At 68.3% G+C, this 21,876-nt stretch carries 23 protein-coding genes; 5 read left to right on the forward strand and 18 right to left on the reverse strand.

What is annotated here, in order from left to right; all coding sequences use genetic code 11:
- Positions 1 to 183: 183 nt before the first annotated feature.
- Positions 184 to 1,761, reverse strand: coding sequence for a bifunctional metallophosphatase/5'-nucleotidase (locus D6860_RS05425; protein ID WP_076622491.1), 1,578 nt, complete (start codon positions 1,759 to 1,761; stop codon positions 184 to 186).
- Between the two features lie 244 nt (positions 1,762 to 2,005).
- On the opposite strand from D6860_RS05425, the gene D6860_RS05430 reads away from it, so the two are divergent.
- From D6860_RS05430 to arsC, 3 genes are read left to right on the forward strand one after another with little or no spacing between them, the layout of a single operon-like run.
- On the forward strand, positions 2,006 to 2,344 hold the full coding sequence (locus D6860_RS05430) for a DUF952 domain-containing protein (RefSeq protein WP_017469172.1): 339 nt from the start codon (positions 2,006 to 2,008) through the stop codon (positions 2,342 to 2,344).
- On the forward strand, positions 2,341 to 3,399 hold the full coding sequence (locus D6860_RS05435) for a quinone-dependent dihydroorotate dehydrogenase (RefSeq protein ID WP_076622492.1): 1,059 nt from the start codon (positions 2,341 to 2,343) through the stop codon (positions 3,397 to 3,399). The genes D6860_RS05430 and D6860_RS05435 overlap by 4 nt, the downstream gene beginning before the upstream one ends.
- Entirely contained in the window at positions 3,396 to 3,734 is a 339-nt protein-coding gene (arsC, locus tag D6860_RS05440; protein ID WP_076622493.1) for an arsenate reductase (glutaredoxin), read from the forward strand. The genes D6860_RS05435 and arsC overlap by 4 nt, the downstream gene beginning before the upstream one ends.
- A gap of 19 nt (positions 3,735 to 3,753) precedes the next feature.
- On the opposite strand, the gene D6860_RS05445 is transcribed toward arsC, so the two are convergent.
- The 10 genes from D6860_RS05445 to D6860_RS25965 all read right to left on the reverse strand — a co-directional run bounded on the left by D6860_RS05445 (position 3,754) and on the right by D6860_RS25965 (position 13,887).
- Positions 3,754 to 4,974: a phenylacetate--CoA ligase family protein gene (locus D6860_RS05445; protein ID WP_076622494.1), complete on the reverse strand. Its 1,221-nt coding sequence runs from the start codon at positions 4,972 to 4,974 to the stop codon at positions 3,754 to 3,756.
- Positions 4,975 to 4,999: 25 nt separating this feature from the next.
- Entirely contained in the window at positions 5,000 to 5,545 is a 546-nt protein-coding gene (gene thpR, locus D6860_RS05450; protein WP_076622495.1) for an RNA 2',3'-cyclic phosphodiesterase, read from the reverse strand.
- A gap of 9 nt (positions 5,546 to 5,554) precedes the next feature.
- On the reverse strand, positions 5,555 to 6,379 hold the full coding sequence (locus D6860_RS05455; protein WP_076622496.1) for an ABC transporter ATP-binding protein: 825 nt from the start codon (positions 6,377 to 6,379) through the stop codon (positions 5,555 to 5,557).
- A gap of 70 nt (positions 6,380 to 6,449) precedes the next feature.
- The gene (locus tag D6860_RS05460; protein WP_076622497.1) at positions 6,450 to 7,745 is read right to left on the reverse strand and encodes an ABC transporter substrate-binding protein; all 1,296 of its coding nucleotides are present in this window, start codon (positions 7,743 to 7,745) and stop codon (positions 6,450 to 6,452) included.
- A gap of 46 nt (positions 7,746 to 7,791) precedes the next feature.
- A complete protein-coding gene (locus D6860_RS05465; RefSeq protein WP_076622498.1) occupies positions 7,792 to 8,868 on the reverse strand; it encodes a branched-chain amino acid ABC transporter permease in 1,077 nt (358 codons plus the stop codon).
- Positions 8,869 to 8,963: 95 nt separating this feature from the next.
- On the reverse strand, positions 8,964 to 9,218 hold the full coding sequence (locus D6860_RS05470; protein ID WP_017467927.1) for a hypothetical protein: 255 nt from the start codon (positions 9,216 to 9,218) through the stop codon (positions 8,964 to 8,966).
- A gap of 333 nt (positions 9,219 to 9,551) precedes the next feature.
- Positions 9,552 to 10,505 (reverse strand): branched-chain amino acid ABC transporter permease, encoded by a 954-nt coding sequence (locus D6860_RS05475; RefSeq protein ID WP_017467926.1) that lies wholly within the window; start codon positions 10,503 to 10,505, stop codon positions 9,552 to 9,554.
- A gap of 10 nt (positions 10,506 to 10,515) precedes the next feature.
- On the reverse strand, positions 10,516 to 11,271 hold the full coding sequence (locus D6860_RS05480) for an ABC transporter ATP-binding protein (RefSeq protein ID WP_076625250.1): 756 nt from the start codon (positions 11,269 to 11,271) through the stop codon (positions 10,516 to 10,518).
- Between the two features lie 211 nt (positions 11,272 to 11,482).
- Positions 11,483 to 13,447: an AMP-binding protein gene (locus D6860_RS05485; RefSeq protein ID WP_076622499.1), complete on the reverse strand. Its 1,965-nt coding sequence runs from the start codon at positions 13,445 to 13,447 to the stop codon at positions 11,483 to 11,485.
- A 110-nt stretch (positions 13,448 to 13,557) separates the two neighbouring features.
- On the reverse strand, positions 13,558 to 13,887 hold the full coding sequence (locus D6860_RS25965) for a hypothetical protein (RefSeq protein WP_371683186.1): 330 nt from the start codon (positions 13,885 to 13,887) through the stop codon (positions 13,558 to 13,560).
- A gap of 66 nt (positions 13,888 to 13,953) precedes the next feature.
- Here D6860_RS25965 and D6860_RS05500 point away from each other — a divergent pair, with 66 nt between their 5' ends.
- Both D6860_RS05500 and D6860_RS05505 read left to right on the forward strand, forming a co-directional pair.
- Positions 13,954 to 15,834 (forward strand): hybrid sensor histidine kinase/response regulator, encoded by a 1,881-nt coding sequence (locus D6860_RS05500; protein WP_076625251.1) that lies wholly within the window; start codon positions 13,954 to 13,956, stop codon positions 15,832 to 15,834.
- Positions 15,831 to 16,532 (forward strand): response regulator transcription factor, encoded by a 702-nt coding sequence (locus D6860_RS05505; RefSeq protein ID WP_076622500.1) that lies wholly within the window; start codon positions 15,831 to 15,833, stop codon positions 16,530 to 16,532. Before D6860_RS05500 ends, D6860_RS05505 begins: the two co-directional genes overlap by 4 nt.
- A 10-nt stretch (positions 16,533 to 16,542) precedes the next feature.
- On the opposite strand, the gene D6860_RS05510 is transcribed toward D6860_RS05505, so the two are convergent.
- From D6860_RS05510 to D6860_RS05540, 7 genes are all read right to left on the reverse strand, one after another.
- The gene (locus D6860_RS05510) at positions 16,543 to 16,986 is read right to left on the reverse strand and encodes a DUF2383 domain-containing protein (RefSeq protein ID WP_076622501.1); all 444 of its coding nucleotides are present in this window, start codon (positions 16,984 to 16,986) and stop codon (positions 16,543 to 16,545) included.
- A 59-nt stretch (positions 16,987 to 17,045) separates the two neighbouring features.
- Positions 17,046 to 18,248 carry a Zn-dependent hydrolase gene (locus tag D6860_RS05515; protein ID WP_076622502.1) on the reverse strand — a complete coding sequence of 401 codons (1,203 nt, stop codon included), beginning with the start codon at positions 18,246 to 18,248 and terminating at the stop codon, positions 17,046 to 17,048.
- A 78-nt stretch (positions 18,249 to 18,326) separates the two neighbouring features.
- Positions 18,327 to 18,761: an acyl-CoA thioesterase gene (locus D6860_RS05520; RefSeq protein ID WP_076622503.1), complete on the reverse strand. Its 435-nt coding sequence runs from the start codon at positions 18,759 to 18,761 to the stop codon at positions 18,327 to 18,329.
- Positions 18,758 to 19,519, reverse strand: coding sequence for a TIGR02186 family protein (locus D6860_RS05525; RefSeq protein WP_076622504.1), 762 nt, complete (start codon positions 19,517 to 19,519; stop codon positions 18,758 to 18,760). The genes D6860_RS05520 and D6860_RS05525 overlap by 4 nt, the downstream gene beginning before the upstream one ends.
- The gene (locus tag D6860_RS05530) at positions 19,516 to 20,421 is read right to left on the reverse strand and encodes a sulfite exporter TauE/SafE family protein (protein ID WP_076625252.1); all 906 of its coding nucleotides are present in this window, start codon (positions 20,419 to 20,421) and stop codon (positions 19,516 to 19,518) included. Before D6860_RS05530 ends, D6860_RS05525 begins: the two co-directional genes overlap by 4 nt.
- Positions 20,422 to 20,520: 99 nt before the next feature.
- Positions 20,521 to 21,204 carry a DUF4386 domain-containing protein gene (locus tag D6860_RS05535; protein WP_229743254.1) on the reverse strand — a complete coding sequence of 228 codons (684 nt, stop codon included), beginning with the start codon at positions 21,202 to 21,204 and terminating at the stop codon, positions 20,521 to 20,523.
- Between the two features lie 64 nt (positions 21,205 to 21,268).
- A complete protein-coding gene (locus D6860_RS05540; protein WP_083697746.1) occupies positions 21,269 to 21,847 on the reverse strand; it encodes a TetR/AcrR family transcriptional regulator in 579 nt (192 codons plus the stop codon).
- Positions 21,848 to 21,876 lie beyond the last annotated feature (29 nt).

Raw genomic sequence — 21,876 nt, forward strand, 5'->3', positions numbered from 1 at the left:
GCCGCGGGCGGCCGCGATTTTCCAGAGGGACGGCCCGAGGCCCGGCCTGGCGCGGGCCCCGGGCCCGCGCGTGGGGGCGCTGCCCCCGTCGCTTGCGCGACTCCCCCGGGAATATTTGAGGCCAGAAGAAGCCCCGGGCGCGTGGTCAGGCCGGCGCGCCCGGGCGGTGGTCGTGGGACAGGATCACTCGGAAAAGGTGATGCGGCCGTCGGTATAGGGCTCGTAGGGCGAATTGTCCGCCAGGTATTCCGCCGTCACGTCCGCCAGGTCGGGCCCGAAGTCATAGGCGTTCGCGGCGTCCACGAACATCCGGTAGCCGTCGCCGCCGTTGCGCACGAAGTTGTTCGACACCATGCCGTAGGTCGCCTCGGGGTCGAGCGGCTGCCACTCGCCGTCCATTTCGACCATGATCTCCGAGACCCGCTCGCCCGTGGGCGCATCCGGCGAGATGACGAACTTGAGGCCGGCAACCTGCGGGAAGCGGCCGTCGTCCTCGGGATCGTCGAACTGGCCCATGCCGTTCTCGAGCGCCGCCTTAAGCGTTTCGCCCGTCACCTCGAAGGTCGAGAGCGTGTTCTGGAAGGGCAGCACCGTCAGCACCTCGCCCATGGTGATCTCGCCTTCGTCGATCGAGGCGCGCAGCCCGCCGCTGTTGTTCAGCGCGACCTGGATGCCCTGGTCGCGGACCCGGTCGAGCATCGCCTCGGCCACGAGGTTGCCCATGGCGCATTCCTCGTGCCGGCAGACCCCGCGGTCGCCCTCGATGGGCGCCGCGGCCTCGGCCACCACCTCGTTGCGGATCTCGTCCAGCGGCTGCGCCGCCTCCGAGATGCGCGAGACGGTGTCCTCGTCCTCGGTCACGCCCGCGTCCATGATGATCGGCGCGCCGCTGGCCTCGATCACCGTGCCCTCATCGTCGAAGGTCACGTTCAGCTCGCCCAGGAACTTGCCGTAGGCATAGGCCGATACGATGGCGGTCTCACCCACCATGGTCGGATAGGGGCCCTCGGCATCGTCCATGTCACCCAGCAGCGTGTTGGTGTGACCGCCCACGATCACGTCCACTCCGGTGGTGTTCTCGGCCACCCGCTGGTCGACGCCGTAGCCCGAGTGCGACAGCACGACGATCTTGTTCACGCCCTCGCCGGTCAGCTTGTCGACCTCGCCCTGCACCGCATCGACCGGGTCGGTGAAGACCACGTTCGGCCCGGGCGAGGACAGCTCGTCGGTGTTCTGCGGCGTCAGCCCGATCAGGCCGATCTTCTCGCCGTTCTTCTCGATCACGGTGGACTTCATGATCGCGTCCGAGATCAGCGGCTCGCCCGAGAGGTCGGCGTTCGACATCAGCACCGGGAACTCGACCGCCTCGGTGAAGCCCTTCAGGACCTCGGGGCCGTCGTCGAACTCGTGGTTGCCGACCGTCATCGCGTCGTAACCCATCTTGTTCATCATCTCGGCGGCAAGCTTGCCCTTGTAGTAGGTGTAGAACAGCGTGCCCTGGAACTGGTCGCCGCCGTCGACCAGCAGCCAGTTATCGCTGCGCGACTTGGCCTCGTCGATCGCCGTCACCAGCCGCGCCGAGCCGCCAAAGCACTCGCCCTCGGCATTCGCCTCGGCGCCGCAGGTCGAATCGTACTTGCTGATCGGCTCGAAGCGGGCGTGGAAGTCGTTGGTGTGGAGGATTGTCAGCGAATACTCGGCGCTGGCGACGCCGGCGCTGAGCGCAAGCGCCGCGGCACTCGTCAGGAGACGGAAGGACATGGTGAAACCTCTCTGTGGGCGTTTTGTCGCGGAATGGTGCAACGGGGGCGGGAACCTGTCAAAGCCTTGCTTCACTTGACGTAACGCCCGGGAGCGGGCGCGGCACCGTGTCGCTCATTCCGACCGCAGGCCGCGCGCACTCCTTTCGCGAGCCACGGGGGCGCGCCTTCGACCGCACCTGGTTAGCGCGCCTTCGGCGCGACGGGGATTGACCGGGCGCGCGTTCCCCGGCATCTGGTGAGACATGCTGATCTACAAGATCCTGAGGTCCGGGGAATGGACCGCCCTGAAGCGCGACGGCGAGACCGCCGGCGCGCCGATCGACGAGGCCGACGGCTACGTGCACTTCTCGACTCTCGAGCAGGTGCGCGAGACCGCCGCCAAGCATTTCGCCGGCGAGGAAGGGCTCTACCTTCTGGCGCTCGAAGCCGACGAGCTTGGCGAGGCGCTGAAATGGGAGCCCTCGCGCGGGGGTGCACTGTTCCCGCATCTCTACGGGCCGCTGCGCCTGTCGGACGTGCGCTGGTCGCGGCCGCTGCAGATGGGGCTCGGCGGACACGTCTTCCCGGATGACATGACATGAGCCTGGTCGAGCGGGCGGGCCTCGCGCTCCTGCGACGGATGGACCCGGAAGCCGCGCATGGGCTGGCGCTGAAGGCCCTGCAGTCGGGGCTGGCGCCCTCCCCCGGGCGGATCACCTCGGACCGGCTGCGCTGCACCGTTGCGGGGCTCGACCTTCCGAACCCGCTGGGGCTGGCGGCGGGCTTCGACAAGAACGCCGAGGCGCTCCCGGGGCTCGCCCGCGCGGGCTTCGGCTTCGTCGAGGTCGGCGCCGCCACGCCGCGACCGCAGCCCGGCAATCCGAAGCCGCGGCTCTTCCGACTGACCGAGGACCGTGCCGCGATCAACCGGTTCGGGTTCAACAACGACGGCATGGAGGCCATCGCCGGACGGCTCATGCACCGCCCCGAGGGCATGGTGCTGGGCCTGAACCTCGGCGCCAACAAGGACAGCGCCGACCGCGCCGCCGATTTCGCCACGGTGCTCACCCGCTGCGGCGCCGATCTCGATTTCGCCACGGTCAACGTGAGCTCGCCCAACACCGAGAAGCTGCGCGACCTGCAGGGCAAGGAGGCGCTTTCGGCGCTGCTTGCCGGGGTCATGGAGGCACGCGACGGGCTCGAGCGCCCGGTGCCGGTATTCCTCAAGATCGCGCCGGATCTCGATGCGCAGGGCCTCGAGGACGTGGCCGAGGTGGCGCTGAGTTCGGGCGTCGCCGGGGTGATCGCCACCAACACCACGCTGTCGCGCGACGGGCTCGCCTCGCGGTTCCGGGACGAGACCGGCGGGCTGTCGGGCCAGCCGCTGTTCGAGCGCGCCACAAGGGTGCTGGCGCGGCTGTCGCAGCTCACCGAGGGCCGTCTGCCGCTGATCGGGGTCGGCGGGGTCGGCTCGGGCGAACAGGCCTATGCCAAGATCCGGGCGGGGGCCTCGGCGGTGCAGCTCTACACGGCGCTGGTCTATGGCGGCCTGAGCCTCGTTGCCGAGATCCTGCACGACCTCGATGCGCTGCTCGCGCGCGACGGCTTCGCCAGCGTGGCCGACGCCGTGGGCTCCGGACGCGAGGACTGGCTGTGATCCTCTGGCACAACCCGCGCTGCTCGAAGTCACGCGAGGCGCTGGCCCTGCTCGAGGCGCGCGGCGCCGATGTGCAGATCCGCCGCTATCTCGAGGATGCGCCGTCTCTCGACGAACTGACGTCGGCACAGGCCGTGCTCGGTCTGTCCGCCATCGAGATGATGCGCCCCAAGGAAGCAGCCTTTCGCGAGATGGGGCTGAGCCGGGATGCCGACGACGAAACGCTGCTGCGCGCCATGGCCGAGCAGCCGAAGCTGATCGAGCGGCCGGTGCTGTTTGCCGGTGACCGCGCCGTGATCGGGCGGCCCCCGGAACGGGTGCTCGAGCTGCTCTGAACCGCCCTGGACCGCGGGCTCAGTCGTAGCTGCGCGTGTCCTCGATCACCACGCCGTCGCGCGGCAACCCGCCGGGCTTCACCAGCTCCACCTTGCCCTTGAGCTTCAGCACGTCGGCCACGGTGCCGGCATAGGTCTCCGGGCTGTCCGCCTCGGTCTCGATGCGCACCGTCATCACGTCCATCTCGCCCTCGCGGCTGGCGATGACGCGGGCGCGGTCGATCTCGGGGTGTTTCGCCACCAGTGCCGCGACCTGCTCGGGGCGCACGAACATGCCCTTGATCTTGGTGGTCTGGTCGGCGCGGCCCATCCAGCCCTTGATCCGCATGTTGGTGCGGCCGCAGGGGCTTTCGCCCGCCATCACCGCCGACATGTCGCCGGTGGCGAAGCGGATCAGCGGGTAATCGGGGTTGAGCGTGGTCACCACGATCTCGCCCACCTCACCGGGAGCGACCGGGTCGCCGGTGCCTGGGGTGACGATCTCGACGATGACCTGCTCGTCGACGATCATCCCTTCCATCGCGTCGCTCTCGTAGGCGACCATCCCGAGATCGGCGGTGGCATAGCACTGCCGGCAGGTGATCCAGCGGTCGGCGTAATACTCGCGCAGCGACGGGAACAGTGCCCCGCCCGAGACCGCCGCCCGGGTGATCTTGAGCGCCAGCCCCATCTCGTCGGCCTTCTCGAGGATCACCTTCAGGTAGTCGGGCGTGCCCGCGTAGGCAGTGACGCCGAGGTCATGCGCCGCCCGCGCCTGCAACTCGGTCTGGCCGGTGCCGGCAGGCAGCACCGCCGCCCCCACGGCCCGGGCGCCGTTCTCGAAGATCATGCCGGCGGGGGTCAGGTGGTAGCCGAAGCAGTTCTGCACGATGTCGCCGGGGCCGACGCCGCAGGCGTGCAGGAAGCGGCCCAGCCGCCACCAGTTCGGCTCGATGCCGCCCGGCTCGTAGATCGGTCCCGGCGACTGGAACACATGCGCGAAGCCATGCGCCGGGCGCGCGGCATAGCCGCCGAAGGGCGCCTCGGGGCCCTGCGCCTCGACCAGCGCCGACTTGCGCAGCACCGGCAGTTTCGCCAGCGCCGCGAGGTCGGTCACCTCGGCCGGGTCGATGTCCGCGAGCGCGCCGGCATAGCCCGGCAGTTTCTGCGCGCGGGCGATCTGCACCGGCAGCGCCTCGGCCAGTGCCGCCGCGCGGGTGTCAGCGCTGCGGGTTTCCAGATCGTCGAAATAGCTGCTCATCCGAGCCTCCCTGTCCTGTCCCGGATCATGCCTCCAGCGGGTAGTCCGCCAGCGTTTCGTAAAGCGGCCCCTCGGCCGTCAGCGTCGAGCCCACCAGCCGCAGAGAGGTGACCGGCTCCGGACGCGAGGTCAGGCTCACCACCCGCGCCACGCCCGCCTCGAAGCGCGAGCGGTCCTCGGGGCGCAGGCCCTTGCCGAAGCGGATGAGCGTGACGTGCGGCCGGAACCGCTCGCGGGGCAGGTCGATGCCCGCCGCCCGCACCGCGCGCAGCACCTCGTCGCGCAGGGCGACCAGCGCCGGCTCGGGCACCACCTGTGCCGCCAGCAGCTTCACCCGCCGGCCGCCGAAGCTCGACAGCCCGTCGAGCGCCAGCGCGCAGGACCTGAGCCGCCGCGCCGAGAGCGCCGCGTCGAGCTCCGCCAGCACGAAATCCGGCTGCTCGTCGAGGAAGGCCAGCGTGACATGCAGGTTCTCCTCCGGCACGGGTCGGCCGACCGGCACGGTCTCCTGCGCGTCGAGAAGCGGCGGCACGAGCGGTTCGGGAATGGGCAGGGCGAGAAAGCATCGCATGTGCTCCCGTCATGCCAGCCAGCGCTTGCGGCGTCGATAGGAGCGCACGTCGCGGAACGACTTGCGGCCCTCGTCCGACATGCCGAGGTAGAATTCCTTGACGTCCGGGTTCTCGCGCAGGTCGGCGGCGGGGCCGTCCATCACCACGCGCCCGTTCTCGAGGATATAGCCGTAATGGGCGAAGCGCAGCGCCACGTTGGTGTTCTGCTCGGCCAGCAGGAAGGACACGCCCTCGCCCTCGTTCACCGCCTTCACGATCTCGAAGATCTGCTCCACGAGCTGCGGTGCGAGACCCATCGAGGGCTCGTCCAGCAGGATGGTCTCGGGGCGCGACATCAGCGCTCGTCCGATGGCGCACATCTGCTGTTCGCCACCCGAGGTATAGCCGGCCTGGCTCTTGCGCCGCTCCTTGAGCCGCGGGAAGTAGTCGTAGACCATCTGCAGGTCGGCCTCGACCGCACCCTTGCCGTCACGCCGGGTGAAGGCACCGGTCATCAGGTTTTCCTCGATGGTGAGGTGCTCGAAGCAATGGCGGCCTTCCATCACCTGGATGACGCCCTTCTTCACCAGCGCCGCCGGGTCGAGGTCCTGCACCCGCTCGCCGCGATAGACGATCGAGCCCTTGGTGACCTCGCCGCGCTCGGAGTGCAGCAGGTTCGAGATCGCCTTGAGCGTCGTCGTCTTGCCCGCGCCGTTGCCGCCGAGCAGCGCCGTGATCCCGCCCTGCGGCACCGACAGCGACACGCCCTTCAGCACGAGGATCACGTGGTTGTAGATGACCTCGATATTGTTGACCTCGAGCAGGGTCTCGCGGGTGTCACCGGCGTCCAGCATGGTCGTCTCTCTCCAAATCCAGTCGAAGGGTCCGGCGGCGACGGGATCCGCCGCCGCCGGAGGGGTCAGATCACATCTCGCAGTCCTGCGTCGGCCACGGCGCGTTGGCCTCGGCGTATTCCTGCGCCTTCTGCTTCTCGAGCGGTTCGATGTCCTCGGCGTCGGCCATCAGGTGATCGCTCGCCTTGACGAACTTCTCGCCGTCCCATTCCAGCAGCCAGCCGCCGGAGTGACCGGTGTGGTCCGAGCAGGAGGTCGAAAACGGCGGCACCATGCCGGTCATGCCCAGCTCGGCGATGCGCTCCTCGGTCATCTCGATGTTCTCGAGCCCCCAGCGCAGCTGCGATGCGTCGATCACGTCGGTCTCGAAATGCGTCTGTGCCGCGGCGATTGCCTCGGCCAGCGCCGCCGACATCACCAGACCGCGCTGGTAAAACACCTCGCTGCGCTGCTCCTCGTCGGACTGGGTCTTGCCGGTGTCGACGACAAACTCCTTGATGTCGTCCATCACCGGCGCGTTCTCGACCGGCGCGTTGAAGCTGATCGAGCGGTAGCCCTTGCCGTCCTCGCCGACGACCTGAAGGTCATCGCTGTGGCCCGACCACCAGACGCCGACGAACTGGTCCATCGGGTAGCGCGTCTTGACCGCCTCGGTCAGCGCGCCGACGTTCATCGCGCCCCAGCCCCACATGACGACGTAGTCGGGCCGCTCGCGGCGGATCTGCAGCCATTGCGCCGACTGGTTCTGCATCTCCTTGAGACCGACCGGGATCGGCACCAGCTCGAAGCCCACGTCCTCGGCCTTCTTCTCGAGGTAGGGCAGCGGCTCCTTGCCGAACGGGTGGTCGAGGTGCAGGAAGGCGATCTTCTTGCCCTCGAGGCCGCTCATGTCGTCACCGCCGAGGCCCTTGAGGATCATCGACGCCGCGTCCCAGTAGGACGACGGCAGGTTGAAGGCCCACTTGAACACCGAGCCGTCCGCCATCGCCGAGAAGCCGTAGCCGGGCGCCAGGATCGGAATCTCGTCGACGTTCGACTTGGGCAGGACCTGCAGGGTGATGCCGGTCGACCAGGGCTGCGTCACGATGGCGTCGCTCTTGGTCTTCTCGTAGCACTCGACACCCTTCTCGGTGTTGTAGCCGGTCTCGCACTCGTAGAAGTTCACCTTGACCCCGCCGATGCCGCCGTCGCGCTCGTTGAGCATGGTGAAATAGTCGATCTGCCCGTTCATCACCGGGATGCCCGTGGCCGCGAAGGGCCCGGTCCGGTAGCTGAGGTTCGGGGCCGAGATCTCCTGCGCGAGCGCACCGCCCGCTGCGAGGGCCCCGAGCGCCACCGCCGTGGCGAGCCTCTTGAAATGGATCATCGTGTCTCCTCCCTTGATGTCCGATGACGTGTCGCCGGTGCCCGCCTCAGTGCGGGAACGGCCATATGATGAGCTTCTCCCGGATCAGCGCCCAGAGCCGCGCGAGCCCGTGCGGCTCGATGATCAGGAAGAAGAGGATGAGCGCGCCGACGATCATCACGTTCAGGTGCTCGACGGTCGCCGGGCTGATCGGCAGACCCAGCATCTCGGGCAACGTGTTGAGCACCACCGGCAGGCCGACGATCAGGATCGCGCCGAGATAGTTGCCCATGATCGAGCCGAGCCCCCCGATGATCGCGATGAACAGGATGCGGAAGCTCAGCGGGATGTCGAAGAGGTTGGGCTCGGCCGCGCCGCGCCACATGAAGACGAAGAGCGCCCCGGCCACGCCGACCACGTAGGACGAGATGGCAAAGGCCGTGAGCTTCGAGCGCATCAGGTTGATGCCGATGAGCTCGGCCGCGATGTCCATGTCGCGGGTGGCCTTCCACGTCCGCCCGAGGTTGCCGCGCGTGAGGTTGATGCAGACCACCGTCAGCAGCGTCACCACCGCAAGCACCACGTAGTATTGCACGATCGACGAGGCCTGCGGGCCGGCCACGTAGACGCCGAACATCTCGAGGTTGGGCACCTGGATCGCACCGGAAGCGTTGTAGTTGTAGAGCCAGGCCCATTTCTCGAACAGCCACACGAGGAAGAACTGCGCCGCCAGCGTCGCGATGGCGAGGTAGAAGCCCTTGATCCGCAGGCTGGGAATGCCGAAGGCGACGCCGACGCCGGCGCTGAACACTCCCGAGAACAGGATCGCCACCACCGGGTTCAGCCAGGGCATCAGCGTCACCAGCTTGTAGCAGGCGTAGGCGCCGACCCCCATGAAGGCCGCCGTGCCCAGCGACAGCTGCCCCGCGTAGCCGGTGAGCAGGTTCAGCCCGAGGGCCGCCAGCGAGTAGATCAGGATCGGGATCAGCAGCGTCTGGAAGGTGAACTCGCTCGCCACCAGCGGGAAGATCACCCAGACGAGCGCGAGGATGACGGCAAGCAGAACCGCGTCCTGCCGCACCGGGAACAGCGCCTGGTCCGCCTTGTAAGTCGTCTTGAATTGTCCGGCCGTGCGATAGAGCATCCCTGTCCTCTTTCCTGTCTCTCAGGGCGCGGGGCCCCGGTGCGGTCGGAAGATCCGCCGCGAAATCTGTCGTTTCGAAGCCGCGAGAAGCGGTGTCAGAGGCTGCCTTCGTGCAGCCGCAGATCCTCGTCGGGGTAGGCACGTTTCGGGGCCTGCGCGTAGCCCGTCACCTCGGAATGCCGCACCAGCCAGAGCCAGGCCCAGAGCCCCAGCGCCGCACCCAGCGCCGCGAGGATCAGGGCCGTGACCAGCTGCCCGCCCGCCGCCGTGTCGGCGGTCAGCGCGAGATAGCCGAAGGCCCAGAACCCGGCCCAGGCGATGACATTCAGGATCGCGATCAGCTTTGCCATCTCTTCTCTTCTCCCTTGGTCGGCGGCCCCGCGTCTCCTCCTGCGCGGCCACCCGCTCCGCCTGTCACCGTGGCGGCCCGGTCCTTGCCGGACGGGGCCCGTCCCGGGCCGCGTCCCTTCCCGTTGCACCCGTCCCCGCGGGCGCGCCGGGTCTTCGTCGGGGGCCCACGCGGGGCCTTCTCCTGTCTCCGGGCGGGTCCAGCGTCCCCTGCCCTTGTCGTCTTGCTCCGCCCCATGCAGGGGCTCTTCACGGAGCGGCGCCTGCCCGGGGCTCCGCCCTTTAGCGCCTCAAACCCTCCCCCGGAGGGTTTGCCGGGATTGCCCGGAGCGGCGCTAAACCCTTTCGATGATGCGCTCTCCGAACAGGCCTTGCGGACGGAAGAGCAGCACGATCAGCGCGAGGACGAAGGCGAACCACGTCTCTGTGTTGCCGCCGAGCAGCGGCTGGCCCCAGTAGATCTCGAACAGCTTCTCGAGCATCCCGATCAGAAGGCCACCCACGATGGCGCCGGTGATCGATTCGAGTCCACCCAGCATCAGCACCGGCAACGCCTTGTAGGCGATGACCTCGAGCGCGAAACTCACGCCGGCCCGCGCGCCCCAGGCTATGCCCGTGACCAGCGCGATGATCCCGGCGATGAACCAGACCAGCACCCAGATTTGCTGCAGCGAGATGCCCACCGACAGCGCCGCCTGGTGGTCGTCGCCCAGCGCCCGGATCGCCCGGCCCATGCGCGTCTTGTTGAGGAAGGCCAGCAGCGCCACCACCAGCAGGGCCGCCACGACCACCGCCGTGATGTCCTTCTGCTCGAGGATCAGCAGACCGCCCCAGGGCTCCAGCACCACCGAGTCCGTCGGGATGCCCAGCTCCTCGGTGATCATCACCTTGTTCTCGCCGCCGAAGATGATCTCGCCGAAGCCGATGAGGAACAGCGTGATGCCGATCGTCGCCATGAAGAGGATGATGTCGGGCTGGCCCACCAGCGGCCGCAGCACCACCCGCTCGATGGTGACCGCGAGCACGAACATGACGCCCAGCGTCAGGATCACGCAGATCCACGCCGGCACCCCCATGGCGTGCAGGCCGACGAGGGTCAGCGCGGCGAAGACCACCATGATGCCCTGCGCGAAGTTGAAGATCCGGCTCGACCGGAAGATAAGCACGAACCCGAGCGCGATCAGCGCGTAGAGAATGCCGGAAACCAGCCCCTCCCACAGCACCTGCAGCAGGAAGTCGGGGGCCGTGGCCATGTCCACGAACGGCTTGATGAAGATGTCGTTCAGCATGTCCCTCTCCTCAATGCGCCACGCCGAGATAGGCGTCGATCACGTCCTGGTTGCGGCGCACCTCGTCGGGCGGGCCGTCGCCGATCTTCTTGCCGTAGTCCATGACGACCACCCGGTCGCTCAGGTCCATGACCACGCCCATGTCGTGCTCGATCAGGCAGATGGTGGTGCCGAACTCGTCGTTCACGTCGAGGATGAAGCGGCTCATGTCCTCCTTCTCCTCGACGTTCATCCCCGCCATCGGCTCGTCGAGCAGCAGGATCGACGGCTCGGCCGCCAGCGCACGGGCCAGTTCGACCCGCTTCTTCAGACCGTAGGGCAAACGTCCGACGGGCGTCTTGCGGATCGCCTGGATCTCGAGGAAGTCGATGACCTTCTCGACCACCTCGCGGTTGGCGATCTCCTCGTCGCGGGCCTTGCCCCACCAGAGCGCCTGGCTGGCGATGCCCGCGTGCATCTTGGTGAGCCGCCCGGTCATCACGTTGTCGAGCACCGACATCCCCTCGAAGAGCGCGATGTTCTGGAAGGTCCGCGCCACGCCCATGCGGGCGACCTCGTAGGGCTTCATCGGCGGGCGCTTCGAGCCCTTGTACCACAACTCGCCCTCGGACGGCGTGTAGAACCCCGAGATGATGTTCAGCATCGAGGACTTGCCCGCCCCGTTCGGCCCGATGATCGCGCGGATCTCGCCCTCGCGGATGTCGAAGGAGATGTCCTTGATCGCCACGACGCCGCCGAAGCGCAGGGTGATGTTGCGCAGCTCCATCAGCGTGCCGCCGATCTGCCGGCCGTCTTCGGTGACGTAGCCCTCGGTGTCCTTCACGGCGCCCTGCCTTTCCTGTTGTTCCCCGAATACCTGTGCCGTCCCGTCCATCATGCCCGGCCTCCCCGGACTGCGCCGCGGCCCGCGGGATGGCGGGTGGGGCGATGCCCGGCGCGCGGCGCGCGCCCCGGGCGAGCGTCACGCGCCATCCCGGTCATTCCGCCGCCATCGCGGGCGGGGCCACCGGCACCGTCTCCGCGTCCATGATGGTGAGCGTGGCCTTGATCCGGCCCTTGCGACCGTCCTCGTAGGTCACTTCCGTTTCGGTGTAGATGCTCGTCGAGCCGTCGTAGAGCGCGTCCACGAGGTCGTGGAACTTCTCGGCGATGATCTTGCGCCGCACCTTGCGGGTCCGTGTCAGCTCGCCATCGTCGGCGTCGAGTTCCTTGTGCAGCACGAGGAACCGGTGCACCTGGCATCCCGAGAGCATCGGGTCCTCGGCCACCGAGCGGTTGGTTTCCTCGACGTGGCTGCGGATGGTCTCGAGCACCTTCGGGTGCCCCGCCAGCTCCTGGTAGGAGGCATAGGCGATGTTGTTGCGCTCCGCCCAGTTGCCTACCGCCGTCAGGTCGATGTTGATGAAGGCGCAGCAGCGGTCGCGCCCGGTCCCGAAGACCACAGCCTCGAGGATGTCGGGGTAGAACTTCAGCTTGTTCTCGACGTATTTGGGCGCGAACAGCGAGCCGTCGGCCATCTTGCCCACGTCCTTGGCGCGGTCGATGATCCGCAGGTGGCCGGTGTCTTCCTCGAAGAAGCCCGCGTCACCGGTCGCGACCCAGCCCTCGGGGTCCTTGGTGTCGGCCGTGCTCTCGGCGTTCTTGTAGTATTCCACGAAGACCCCGGGCGAGCGGTAGAACACCTCGCCGTTCTCGGCGATGCGGATCTCGACGCCCGGGCTCGGCACGCCGACGGTATCGGGCCGCACCTCGTTGTCGGGCTGCTGGGTGATGAAGACCGAGGCCTCGGTCTGGCCGTAGAGCTGCTTGAGGTTGATCCCCAGCGCCCGGTAGAAATCGAAGATCTCGGGGCCGATGGCCTCGCCCGCCGTGTAGCCCACCCGCACGTTCGAAAAGCCCAGCGTGTTCTTGAGCGGCCCGTAGACGAGCACCGACCCCAGCGCGTATTTCATCCGGTCCATGACCCCGACGGGCTTGCCGTCGAGAATGCGCGGACCGACCCGTCGGGCATGCTCCATGAAGTGATGGAAGAGCCGGCGCTTCAGCGGACTCGCGTCCTCCATGCGGATCATGATCTGGGTCAGCTGGGTCTCGAACACCCGGGGCGGCGCGAAGTAGTAGGACGGCGCGATCTCGCGCAGGTCCGTCATCATCGTCTCGGCGCTCTCGGGGCAGTTCACGCAGAAGCCGGTCCAGTAGGCCTGGCCGATCGAGAAGATGAAATCGCCTACCCATGCCATCGGCAGGTAGGCAAGCACCTCCTCGCCGGGGCCGAGCCTGTCGAACTCGGACGAATGCTTCGCCGTCTCGATGATGTTGCGGTTCGACAGAACCACGCCCTTGGGCTTGCCGGTGGTGCCCGATGTGTAGAGCATGACGCACTTGTCGTCGTAGCCCAGCGCCTCGCGGCGTTGCGTCAGCTCGCCGATGAACTCGTCGCGGGCGGCGCGACCCTGCTCCTGAACATGCGAATACTCGTGCAGCCGGCGGTGGTCGTATTTCCGCATGCCGCGCGGATCGACGTAGATCATGTGCTCGAACTGGTGCAGGTCGTCCTGGATATCGATGACCTTGTCGACCTGTTCCTGGTCGGCGGCGATGACGAACCGCGCACCGCAGTGCTTCAGCGCGTATTCCATCTCTTCGGCGGCCGCGTCCTGGTAGAGCGGCACCGGCACCGCACCGCACATCTGCGCCGCCACCATCGACCAGTAAAGCGTCGGGCGGTTGCGGCCGATCACCGCGACGTGGTCCCCTTGCGCCACGCCGAGGTTCAGAAGCCCCAGCGCGAAGGCCTCGATCTCGGCCTCGGCCTCGGCCCAGGTCCAGCTCTGCCAGATGCCGAATTCTTTCTCGCGATAGGCCGGGCGCCGCGCGAACTGCGTGGCGTTCCTGTGCAACAGCGCCGGAATCGAGCGCAGTCCTTCCGCGCCCTCGGACATGTATGCCAAGCGTCATCCTCCCTAGATCGCCCGGGGCTCCTCTTCCCCGGTGCCGGCGCGGGGCCGGCGATGCGATTCCGATCCCATTAGGATCACGGAAAGGCTGACGGTCAATGTTTTCGTGATGTTTTCCCAATTCTTACGAATTGTAACAGCCCGCCCGCCGGGGCATCCGGCACCTGCTTCAGGAACGGGATCGGCAGTCCGAAGGTGTCCGCCAGCAGCACGCCGTTCAGACCGAGCACGCAGCCCGCCCCCAGCACGGCCAGCACCCTGTGCAGCGGCGGGATCGCGAAGGCGCCCATGACGTCGCGGCGCATCGAGACATACAGCAGTGCGCGGTCGGCGTGCCCGCCGAGACCGCCGAGCTCGACCCCGAGGGGATCGAGCACCACGTCTCGCCGGTGACCCTCGCCGCCTTCGAGCGTTTTCTCGACCACGAGACGTAGCGGCGCCGCTTTTCAGCCGGGTCCGGCGGTGCTAGCCATGCTGTCGGAGGGGACATGATGAACAGGGATGCGCTGACACAGGCCGGGCTGAACCTGATCCAGCAGGCCTTGTCGATCTACGACAGCGATCTGCGGCTGGCGGTCTGCAACCGGCGCTTCGCCGAGATGTTCACCCTGCCCGAGCGGCTCACCACCATCGGCGCCAGCTTCGAGGAGACCATCCGGCATCTCGTCGCCTGCGGCGAATACGGCGAGGTCGACGATCCCGAGAGCTTCATCGCCACCCGCGTCGAGCAGGCCCGCGCCTTCGAGCCGCATTACATGGAGCGCACCCGCGCCAACGGCCGCACCATCAGCGTCGAGGGCGCGCCGCTGCCGCAGGGTGGCTGGGTCACGGTCTACACCGACATCACCGCCATGAAGCAGCAGGAACAGCTTCTGCGCACCCGCTCCGAGCTGCTCTCGGAAGAGGTGCTCAAGCGCTCCGAGGAGGTCTCGGCCGCCAACCGCGAGCTCGCCTCGTCCAACGCCGCGCTCAAGGAAGCCCGGCGTGAACTGACCGAGATCGAGGCCCGCACCCGCCTGACCACCGAGATGATGCCGGCCCACCTTGCCCGCGTGGATGCCAGCGGCCACTACACCTTTTCCAACCGGCGGCTGTCGTCGGTGATGCCGGGGCGACCTTCGGACATCCTCGGGCGGCACATCTCGGAGGCGCTGGGACCGGCCTACGACAAGGTGAAGCCGCATCTCGAACGGGCGCTCGGCGGCGAGCAGAGCATCTTCGAGTTCACCGACGACGGCTCGTCGCGCCGCATCCGGGCGGTCTTCACCCCCGACCCGGTCGAGCCCGGCGTCTACATCCTCAGCCACGACGTCACCGAGGAGACGCAGGCCCGTGCCGCGCTGCAACAGACCCGCCGCCGCGAGCTTGCGGTGCAACTCACCTCGGGGATGGCGCATGACTTCGCGAACCTGCTCACCATCATCCTCGGGATGCAGTCGAAGCTCGCGCGCATGGTCGACGCCCCCGAGGCCGAGGCGCTGATTACCGCCACCCTGCAGGCGGCCCGGCGCGGCGGCGACCTGCTCAACCGTATCGCCGACATCACCACGCACCGGGCATGGCGGCCCGAGCCGGTGGCGCTCGCGCGCTTCCTCGGGGAACTGGAGACGCTGGCGTCCCCCTCCCTGCCCGCGGGTGTCGGCCTGCATATCGACGCCCGCGCCGAGGGCGACTTCCTGCTCGATCCCGGCATGTTGCTGGACGCGACCCTGAACCTCGTGCTGAACGCGGCCGACGCCTGCGGCGAGACCGGCCGCATCAGCGTCGCCCTGCGCACGGTCAAGGACACCTGGCTCGAGCTTTCGGTTTCCGACACCGGTCCCGGCTTCAGCGAGGAGGCGCTGCGCCACGGGCTCGACCCGTTCTTCACCACCAAGGGCGGCGAGGGCACGGGGCTGGGGCTCGCCATGGTCTACGACATGGTGAAACTCGCCGGCGGCGAGGTGAAGCTCGCCAACGGCGCCCCCGGCGCCCGCGTCACCCTGCGCCTGCCGCTGCGCCGCGCCGAGGCGCTGTCGCAGACCGGCCTCGTGCTTCTGGTCGAGGATAACGCCGACCTGCGGGCGCAGGTGCGCGAGATGCTCACCGGGCTCGGCCATACGGTCGCCGAGGCCGCCTCGGTCGACGAGGCCTGCGCGCTGGCCGAGGGGCTCGACGTGGCTCTGGTGCTCTCCGACATCACGCTCGAGGGCGAGCGACCCGGCACCGTGCTGCCGGACCTGCTGCCCGATCTTCCGGTGCACCTTATGACCTCGCTGCCCCCCGACCACCCCCTGCACGCCGAGGGCCGCCGCCGCGCGCCGCTCATCGCCAAGCCGTTCACCGCCGCGCAACTCGCGGCCTTCCTCGGCCATCGCCGGAGTGCCGCATGACCGCGCCGCTGGTATTCATCCTCGACGACGAACCGGCGATCCGGGCGATGCTGTCCGAGACGCTGACCGAGGCCGGATTTCGCACCCTGACCTTTGCCCGCGCCACCGAGTTCGAGGCCGCGCTGAACCGCGCGACCCCCGATGTCTGCCTCGTCGACCTCGGCCTGCCCGACCGCGACGGGCTGACGCTGGTGCACCGGCTGGCGCTGGAACAGGGGGCCACGGTCATCATCATCTCGGGCCGCGCGCAGGTGCAGGACCGCGTGACCGGGCTCGAGCTGGGCGCCGACGACTACATCATCAAGCCGTTCGACCCGGCCGAGGTCGTGGCCCGCATCCGCGCCCGACTGCGCGGCCCCCGCAGCGCTCCGCAACGCGGCAACACCGCCCGCTTCGCCGGCTGGACCGCGCATTTCGACCGCTTCGCCCTCGAGGACGAGAGCGGCGCCGAGACCCCCTTCAGCCAGGCCGAGGGCGAGGTGCTGCGCTTGTTCCTGGAAAGCCCGAAGCGGCTGATCACCCGCGCACAGATGCAGGAAACCCTCGGCGGCGCCGCCGGCGAAAGCTTCGACCGCGCCATGGACGTCCGCATCTCGCGCCTGCGCACCAAGCTGCGCGAGGACCCGAAGTCCCCGCGCCTGATCAAGACCATCTACGGCGCCGGCTACATTTTCCTCGGCGATGTGGAGTGGGTGTGAGACCCTCCCCCTACGTCTCCAGCTCTTCCGACAGAAGTGCGACCAGCTCGCCCTTCATCTGCTCCAGCTCCTCGCGGTAGCGCGAGGGGCCGAGGGCGCTGAGGGCAGCGTCGAACTCGGCGAGAAGCTCGGCCTCGGCATCCTCGACGCTGCGCATCATGTCGCCGTCGATCTCTTCGAAAAGCGCGCGCAGCGACACCGAGCTGCGGTTGATCGAGGCGCGGAGACCGCCCGAGGCCTCCGGCGTGCCGCCGACCGCGGTGATGATCGCAGCGATCCGGTCACGCTGTTCCACGTGAAGTCCGCGGAACTTCACCGCGACATGCCGAAAGCCGGGCTCCGCGCGCTCCGCGATCTCGTCGAACCAGGCGTGGGTTTCCGTCGTCGAGCTCAGCAGTCTCTGCAGCACCGCGAGCTGCGCGTCGGTGGCATCGATGGGATGGGGGTCTGTCATGGCTGACATCCTCTGGCAGTCTTGCATCGAAACGCAATGGAAACCCGGCGGTTCCCGCCTCAGCCTGCTACGGATGCCGCCGCACGCGCCAGTGCGCGCAAACCGGTGACGAGATCGGCCTCGGCGGTGTCCTCGGCGAAATCATGGCTTATGCCGCCGATGGAGGGCACGAAGAGCATCGCCACCGGCATCAGCCGCGCCACGTTGGTGGCGTCATGCAGCGCGCCCGAGGGCATCACGCGCCAGCGGCCCGGGGCCTCGGCCTGCGCGGCCTGTTCAAGCGCCCCGCGCAGCCCCCTGTCCATCGTCACCGGGTCGAGCCCGAGCATCGGGCCGTAGGCGAGATCCATCCAGTGGCTGGCGGCGATGTCGGCGGCGGTGTCGCGGATGATCTGCTCCATCCGGTCGAGCCGGTCCGCATCGCCGTCGCGCCACTGCATCGAGAAGCGCACGCGGCCCGGCACGATCGACGGCGCGTTCGGATGCAGCGCGACATGGCCGATCGTCCAGACCGTCTGCGGCGTCACGACGTTGGCGAAGCGCTCGGAGAGCGCGGCGTTGAAGGCCGAGAGCGCCTGGAAGGCATCTCGGCGCAGGTGCATCGGCGTGGTGCCGGCGTGGTTCTGCTGGCCGGTGAAGGTCACATGCATGTCGCGAATGCCGACGATGGCCTCGACCACGCCCAGCGCCTCGCCCGTGGCGTCGAGCAGCGGCCCCTGCTCGATGTGCATCTCGATGTAGCCGCTGAACTGCGCGGGATCGACGAAATCGCCGCGCCGGTCGCCGAAGCGGGCGCGTGCCTCGGCAAAGCTCAGGCCGCTTGGGTCGTGCAGCGCGTCGGCCCCCTCGAGCGTCTGGTTTCCGGCCCAGACCGAACTGCCGGTGGTGACGCCGAAGCGCCCCTCCTCGTCCTCGAAGGAGACGACCGAGATCGGCGGGCCGCCGGCCTCGCGCGCGGCACGGGCCACCTCGAGCCCCGCGATCACGCCCAGCGCGCCGTCGAGCCAGCCACCCTCGGGCTGGCTGTCGGAATGCGAGCCGAGCAGCAGCGATCGCCCCTCGGCCAGCCCGAAGAGCGAGCCCACGGGGTCGAACCGGGGCGCGAGGCCCGCGTCGCGCATCCGCCCTGCCAGCCAGTCGCGCGCGGCGATGTCGGGCTCGGAGTAGCCCGGGCGCGACACGCCCTTTCCGGTGCCCGCCGCGCCGAAGCGGCGCAGCGCGTGAAGGTCCTGCAGGAAACGGTCTGGATCGACGGGCAACATGGGCGCTCTCCTCTCGGGGTTCAGCCTTGCGGCCTGCGCCGGCGGCGTCAACGCCCCGGTCGCGTCGCGGCACGACGGTCAGGACGCCAGGATCGCCTCGATCTTGCTGCGCTCTGGCTCGGGAATGCGCATCGGCCGGGTCTCGGCATCGACGGCGACATGCACGAAGAAGCCCTCGACGCAGGCGGTTTCATCGTCGTTGCGGAACAGGCCGACCTCGAAGCGGGCCGAGCTGTTGCCAAGCTTGCCGACACGGATGCCGGCGTGCAGCGTGTCCGGGAAGCGGGCTTCGGCGTGGTAGGTGCAGCCGCTCTCGACCACGAGGAAGCGCATCCCCGCATCGCCGCCTAGGTCCATGCCCTGCTCGATCTGCCAGAGCGTGATCACCGTGTCGATGTAAGACAGGTAGGTGACGTTGTTGATATGACCGTACTGGTCGTTGTCGTCCCAGCGCGTCTGCACGGGCAGGAAGACGGGATAGGCGGAGCGGGGGGAAGGTGCGTTTCGTGTCATCCGGATTTCAGTGCTCTGAAGGCCGCCGACGCGCCCCAGCCCGCGGCGATGGCGATCACCAGCGAGAGAAGCCCGTAGAGTAGCGGCTGGTTTCGGGACAGGTTGAAAAGCCAGCGCTCGATGCCGACCTTGCCGACCTCCATCTCGGAGACGTGCTGCGAGATCACCTTGCCGCCGCGCGTCAGCAGGACCCTGACGAGGTAGCGGCCTTCGACGATGTTCGCGGGCATGGAGATGGAGGTATCGAACAGGGTGGACTCGCGCAGTTCGACGCTATCGAAGCGCCGCTGGTAGAGCCCCTGCTTCTCGCGCAGGCGGATCAGCGCGTCGGTGAAGCTCTGCGAGTCGGTGATGTTCATGGGCGCGCCGACCGAACGGATGGCGCGCGGGATCGAGACCTCGTGGCGCAGGTCCTCGACGTCCGAGATGACGTTCTCCCACGGGGCCGAGGTCGCGACGGCGTAGAACGAGGGCGCCTCGTCGATCTCGACCGCGTCGGTGTTCATCCAGATGCCGAACCGCCGCTCCTTCCGCCAGACGGTGCTGGGCGCCACCGGCCCCGACAAAGTCACGATGACCTGCAGGGGCGGGTCCTGGCTGATCGTGGTTTCGCGCTTGATGGCGCCGAAAATGAGGATCTCGGAGCCGTCGAAACTGGTGTTGATCGACACCCGGTCGTGGCTCAGGCCCATCACGACCTCTTCCGCCCGGGCAGGCAGCGCGACGAGCATCAGCAGGGCGAGCAGACCCCGGATCATTGCGCCCCCAGCTGGTAGAGATCGCCCGGCGTCAGGAACAGGTCCAGCGCCAGCTTGCCGCAGACCAGCAGCACCAGCGACGCGAGCGCGATACGCAGCTGCTCGGCGTTCATGCGGGTGCCGACCGCGGTGCCGATCTGCGCGCCGATGACGCCGCCAATGAGCAGGACCAGCGCGAGCAGGATGTCGACCGTGTAGTTGGTGACCGCGTGCAGCATCGTGGTGAAGGCGGTCACGAAGATGATCTGGAACAACGAGGTGCCCACGACCACCTTGGTCGGCATCCCGAGGATGTAGATCATCGCCGGCACCATGATGAAGCCGCCTCCGACGCCCATGATCGCCGAGAGCACCCCCACCGACAGCCCCACCAGCAGCGGCGGGATCGACGAGATGTAGAGCCCGGAGGTGCGGAACCGCATCTTGAACGGCAGCCCGTGCACCCAGCCGTGGTGGCGCCGCTTCGGCTTGCCCCCCTTGGACGAGCGGCGCAGCGCGTTCAGGCTTTCGACGAACATCAGCGAACCGATGACCCCGAGGAAGACCACGTAGCAGAGCCGCACCAGCAGATCGACCTGGCCGATCTCCTTGAGCAGGTTGAACACCCAGACGCCAAGGCCGGCGCCGATCAGGCCACCCGCCAGCAACACCGTGCCCATGCGCAGGTCGACCGTCCGGCGCTTGAGATGCGCCAGCACCCCCGACACCGAGCTCGCGACGATCTGGTTCGCCCCGGTCGCCACCGCGACCGCCGGCGGGATGCCCAGGAAGAACAGCAGCGGCGTGATCAGGAACCCGCCGCCCACGCCGAACATCCCCGAGAGGATACCCACCATCCCGCCAAGTCCGAACAGGAGGAAGACGTTGACCGAAACCTCGGCGATGGGCAGGTAGATTTGCATGCGGCGACTTTGCGAGCGCAGCACGAAATTGGCAAGATACCGGAGCGTCCTTTCTCGTGACGCGCCATGTCCGACACGCCCTCGTGGCGCGGATCCGCGCTACCGCCGGCGCGGGCCGAGGCCGCGGATCAGCAACCACAGGCAGAAGCCGGTCTCGGCAACGACGGGAATCACATAGGCCATCTGGAAGGCGGCCGCCTGCGCCGGTGCCAGGAACAGCAGGAAGCTGCCCGACAGGTAGACCAGCCCGGCCAGTGCCAGCAGCCCCGCAAGCGCCCGCGGCACCCAGCCCGACCGCCAGAGCAGCCAGCCGGTCAGAAGGCTGTTCACGCCGAAGAAGACCAGCCCCAGATCGTAGCCGTGGCCGTGCATCTCCATCGCGCCCAGCGCCAGCGCCGGATCGCCCCCGGCGTCGAGCGTCAGCAGTGCCGCCTGCTGGAACAGCAGCGACATCGCGATGAGCGCTGCCTGCACCAGCCGGAACACCATAGCCGCGAGCGCGACGCCCCCGTTCACCGGGCGCAGCAGGAGGTAGAGCAGCACCGCGAGCGCCACGTCGGCGAGCGCCATCAGCGTGTCGGCGGCAAGGCTGGCACGCAGCAGGCCCGGCGCCGCGAGGATGCGTTCGGCGGTGGCCGCGGCGTCACCGGGGACGAGCAGCGCGCCGCGAAGGGCAAGCTCGCTCGTGAGCCCCAGCAGGATAATGGCGAGGTAGAGCACCCCGGCCAGCCGCGCCATGGGCTGCGCCTGGCGGGGCGGAAGAGCGTCGTGGGAAAGCATCATGCAAATGGTCCGGATCGAAATGGCGATCGCGACAGCCTAGCCCGCCCGGCGTCGTCCGGGAAGCTCAGCGCGGCCGAAGCCCGCCGAGAAAGATCGTGAGCGCGCGGTCCCGCCGCACCTCGTGCTCCCTCGGGCCGCCACAGGGGGTCTCGGGCGTGAGCAGGCGATGCAGCGTGTCCCCCATCACCATGTCGACCAGCAGTTCGGCCGCCTCGATCGCCGCCATGCCGTGCAGGCTCACCTCCCCCTCCGCGACGCCGGCATCGAGCTCCTGGCTGATGTAGCGGATGAGCGCCCCGCGCCCCTCGGCGTCGAGTTGCTCGGCAATGCGCGGATAGATCGGCGCCTCGGAGACGACCGCGCGCAACACTTCCAGCGGCGCGTTCTCGAAGATCGGGACCTGGCCCACGGTGAGCAGCGTGCGCAACCGTTCGACCAGCGGCAGGCTGCGCTCGGCCTCGTCGAGCGGACGGAACAGCGCCTGGCCGATCCGCGCGAAGGTGGCGCCGAGCAGTTCCTCGCGGCTGGAAAAGATCGTGTAGAGCGTGCGCTTCGACATGCCCGCCTGGCGCGCGATGGCGGACATGCTGACATCTTCGAGCCGGCAGCCCTTGAGCAGTTCCGAAACCGCATCGAGCACCATGCACTCGCGCGTTTCCTGATCGATCTGGA

Source organism: Salipiger sp. D13, from assembly GCF_003703915.1.
GTDB lineage: Bacteria > Pseudomonadota > Alphaproteobacteria > Rhodobacterales > Rhodobacteraceae > Salipiger > Salipiger profundus.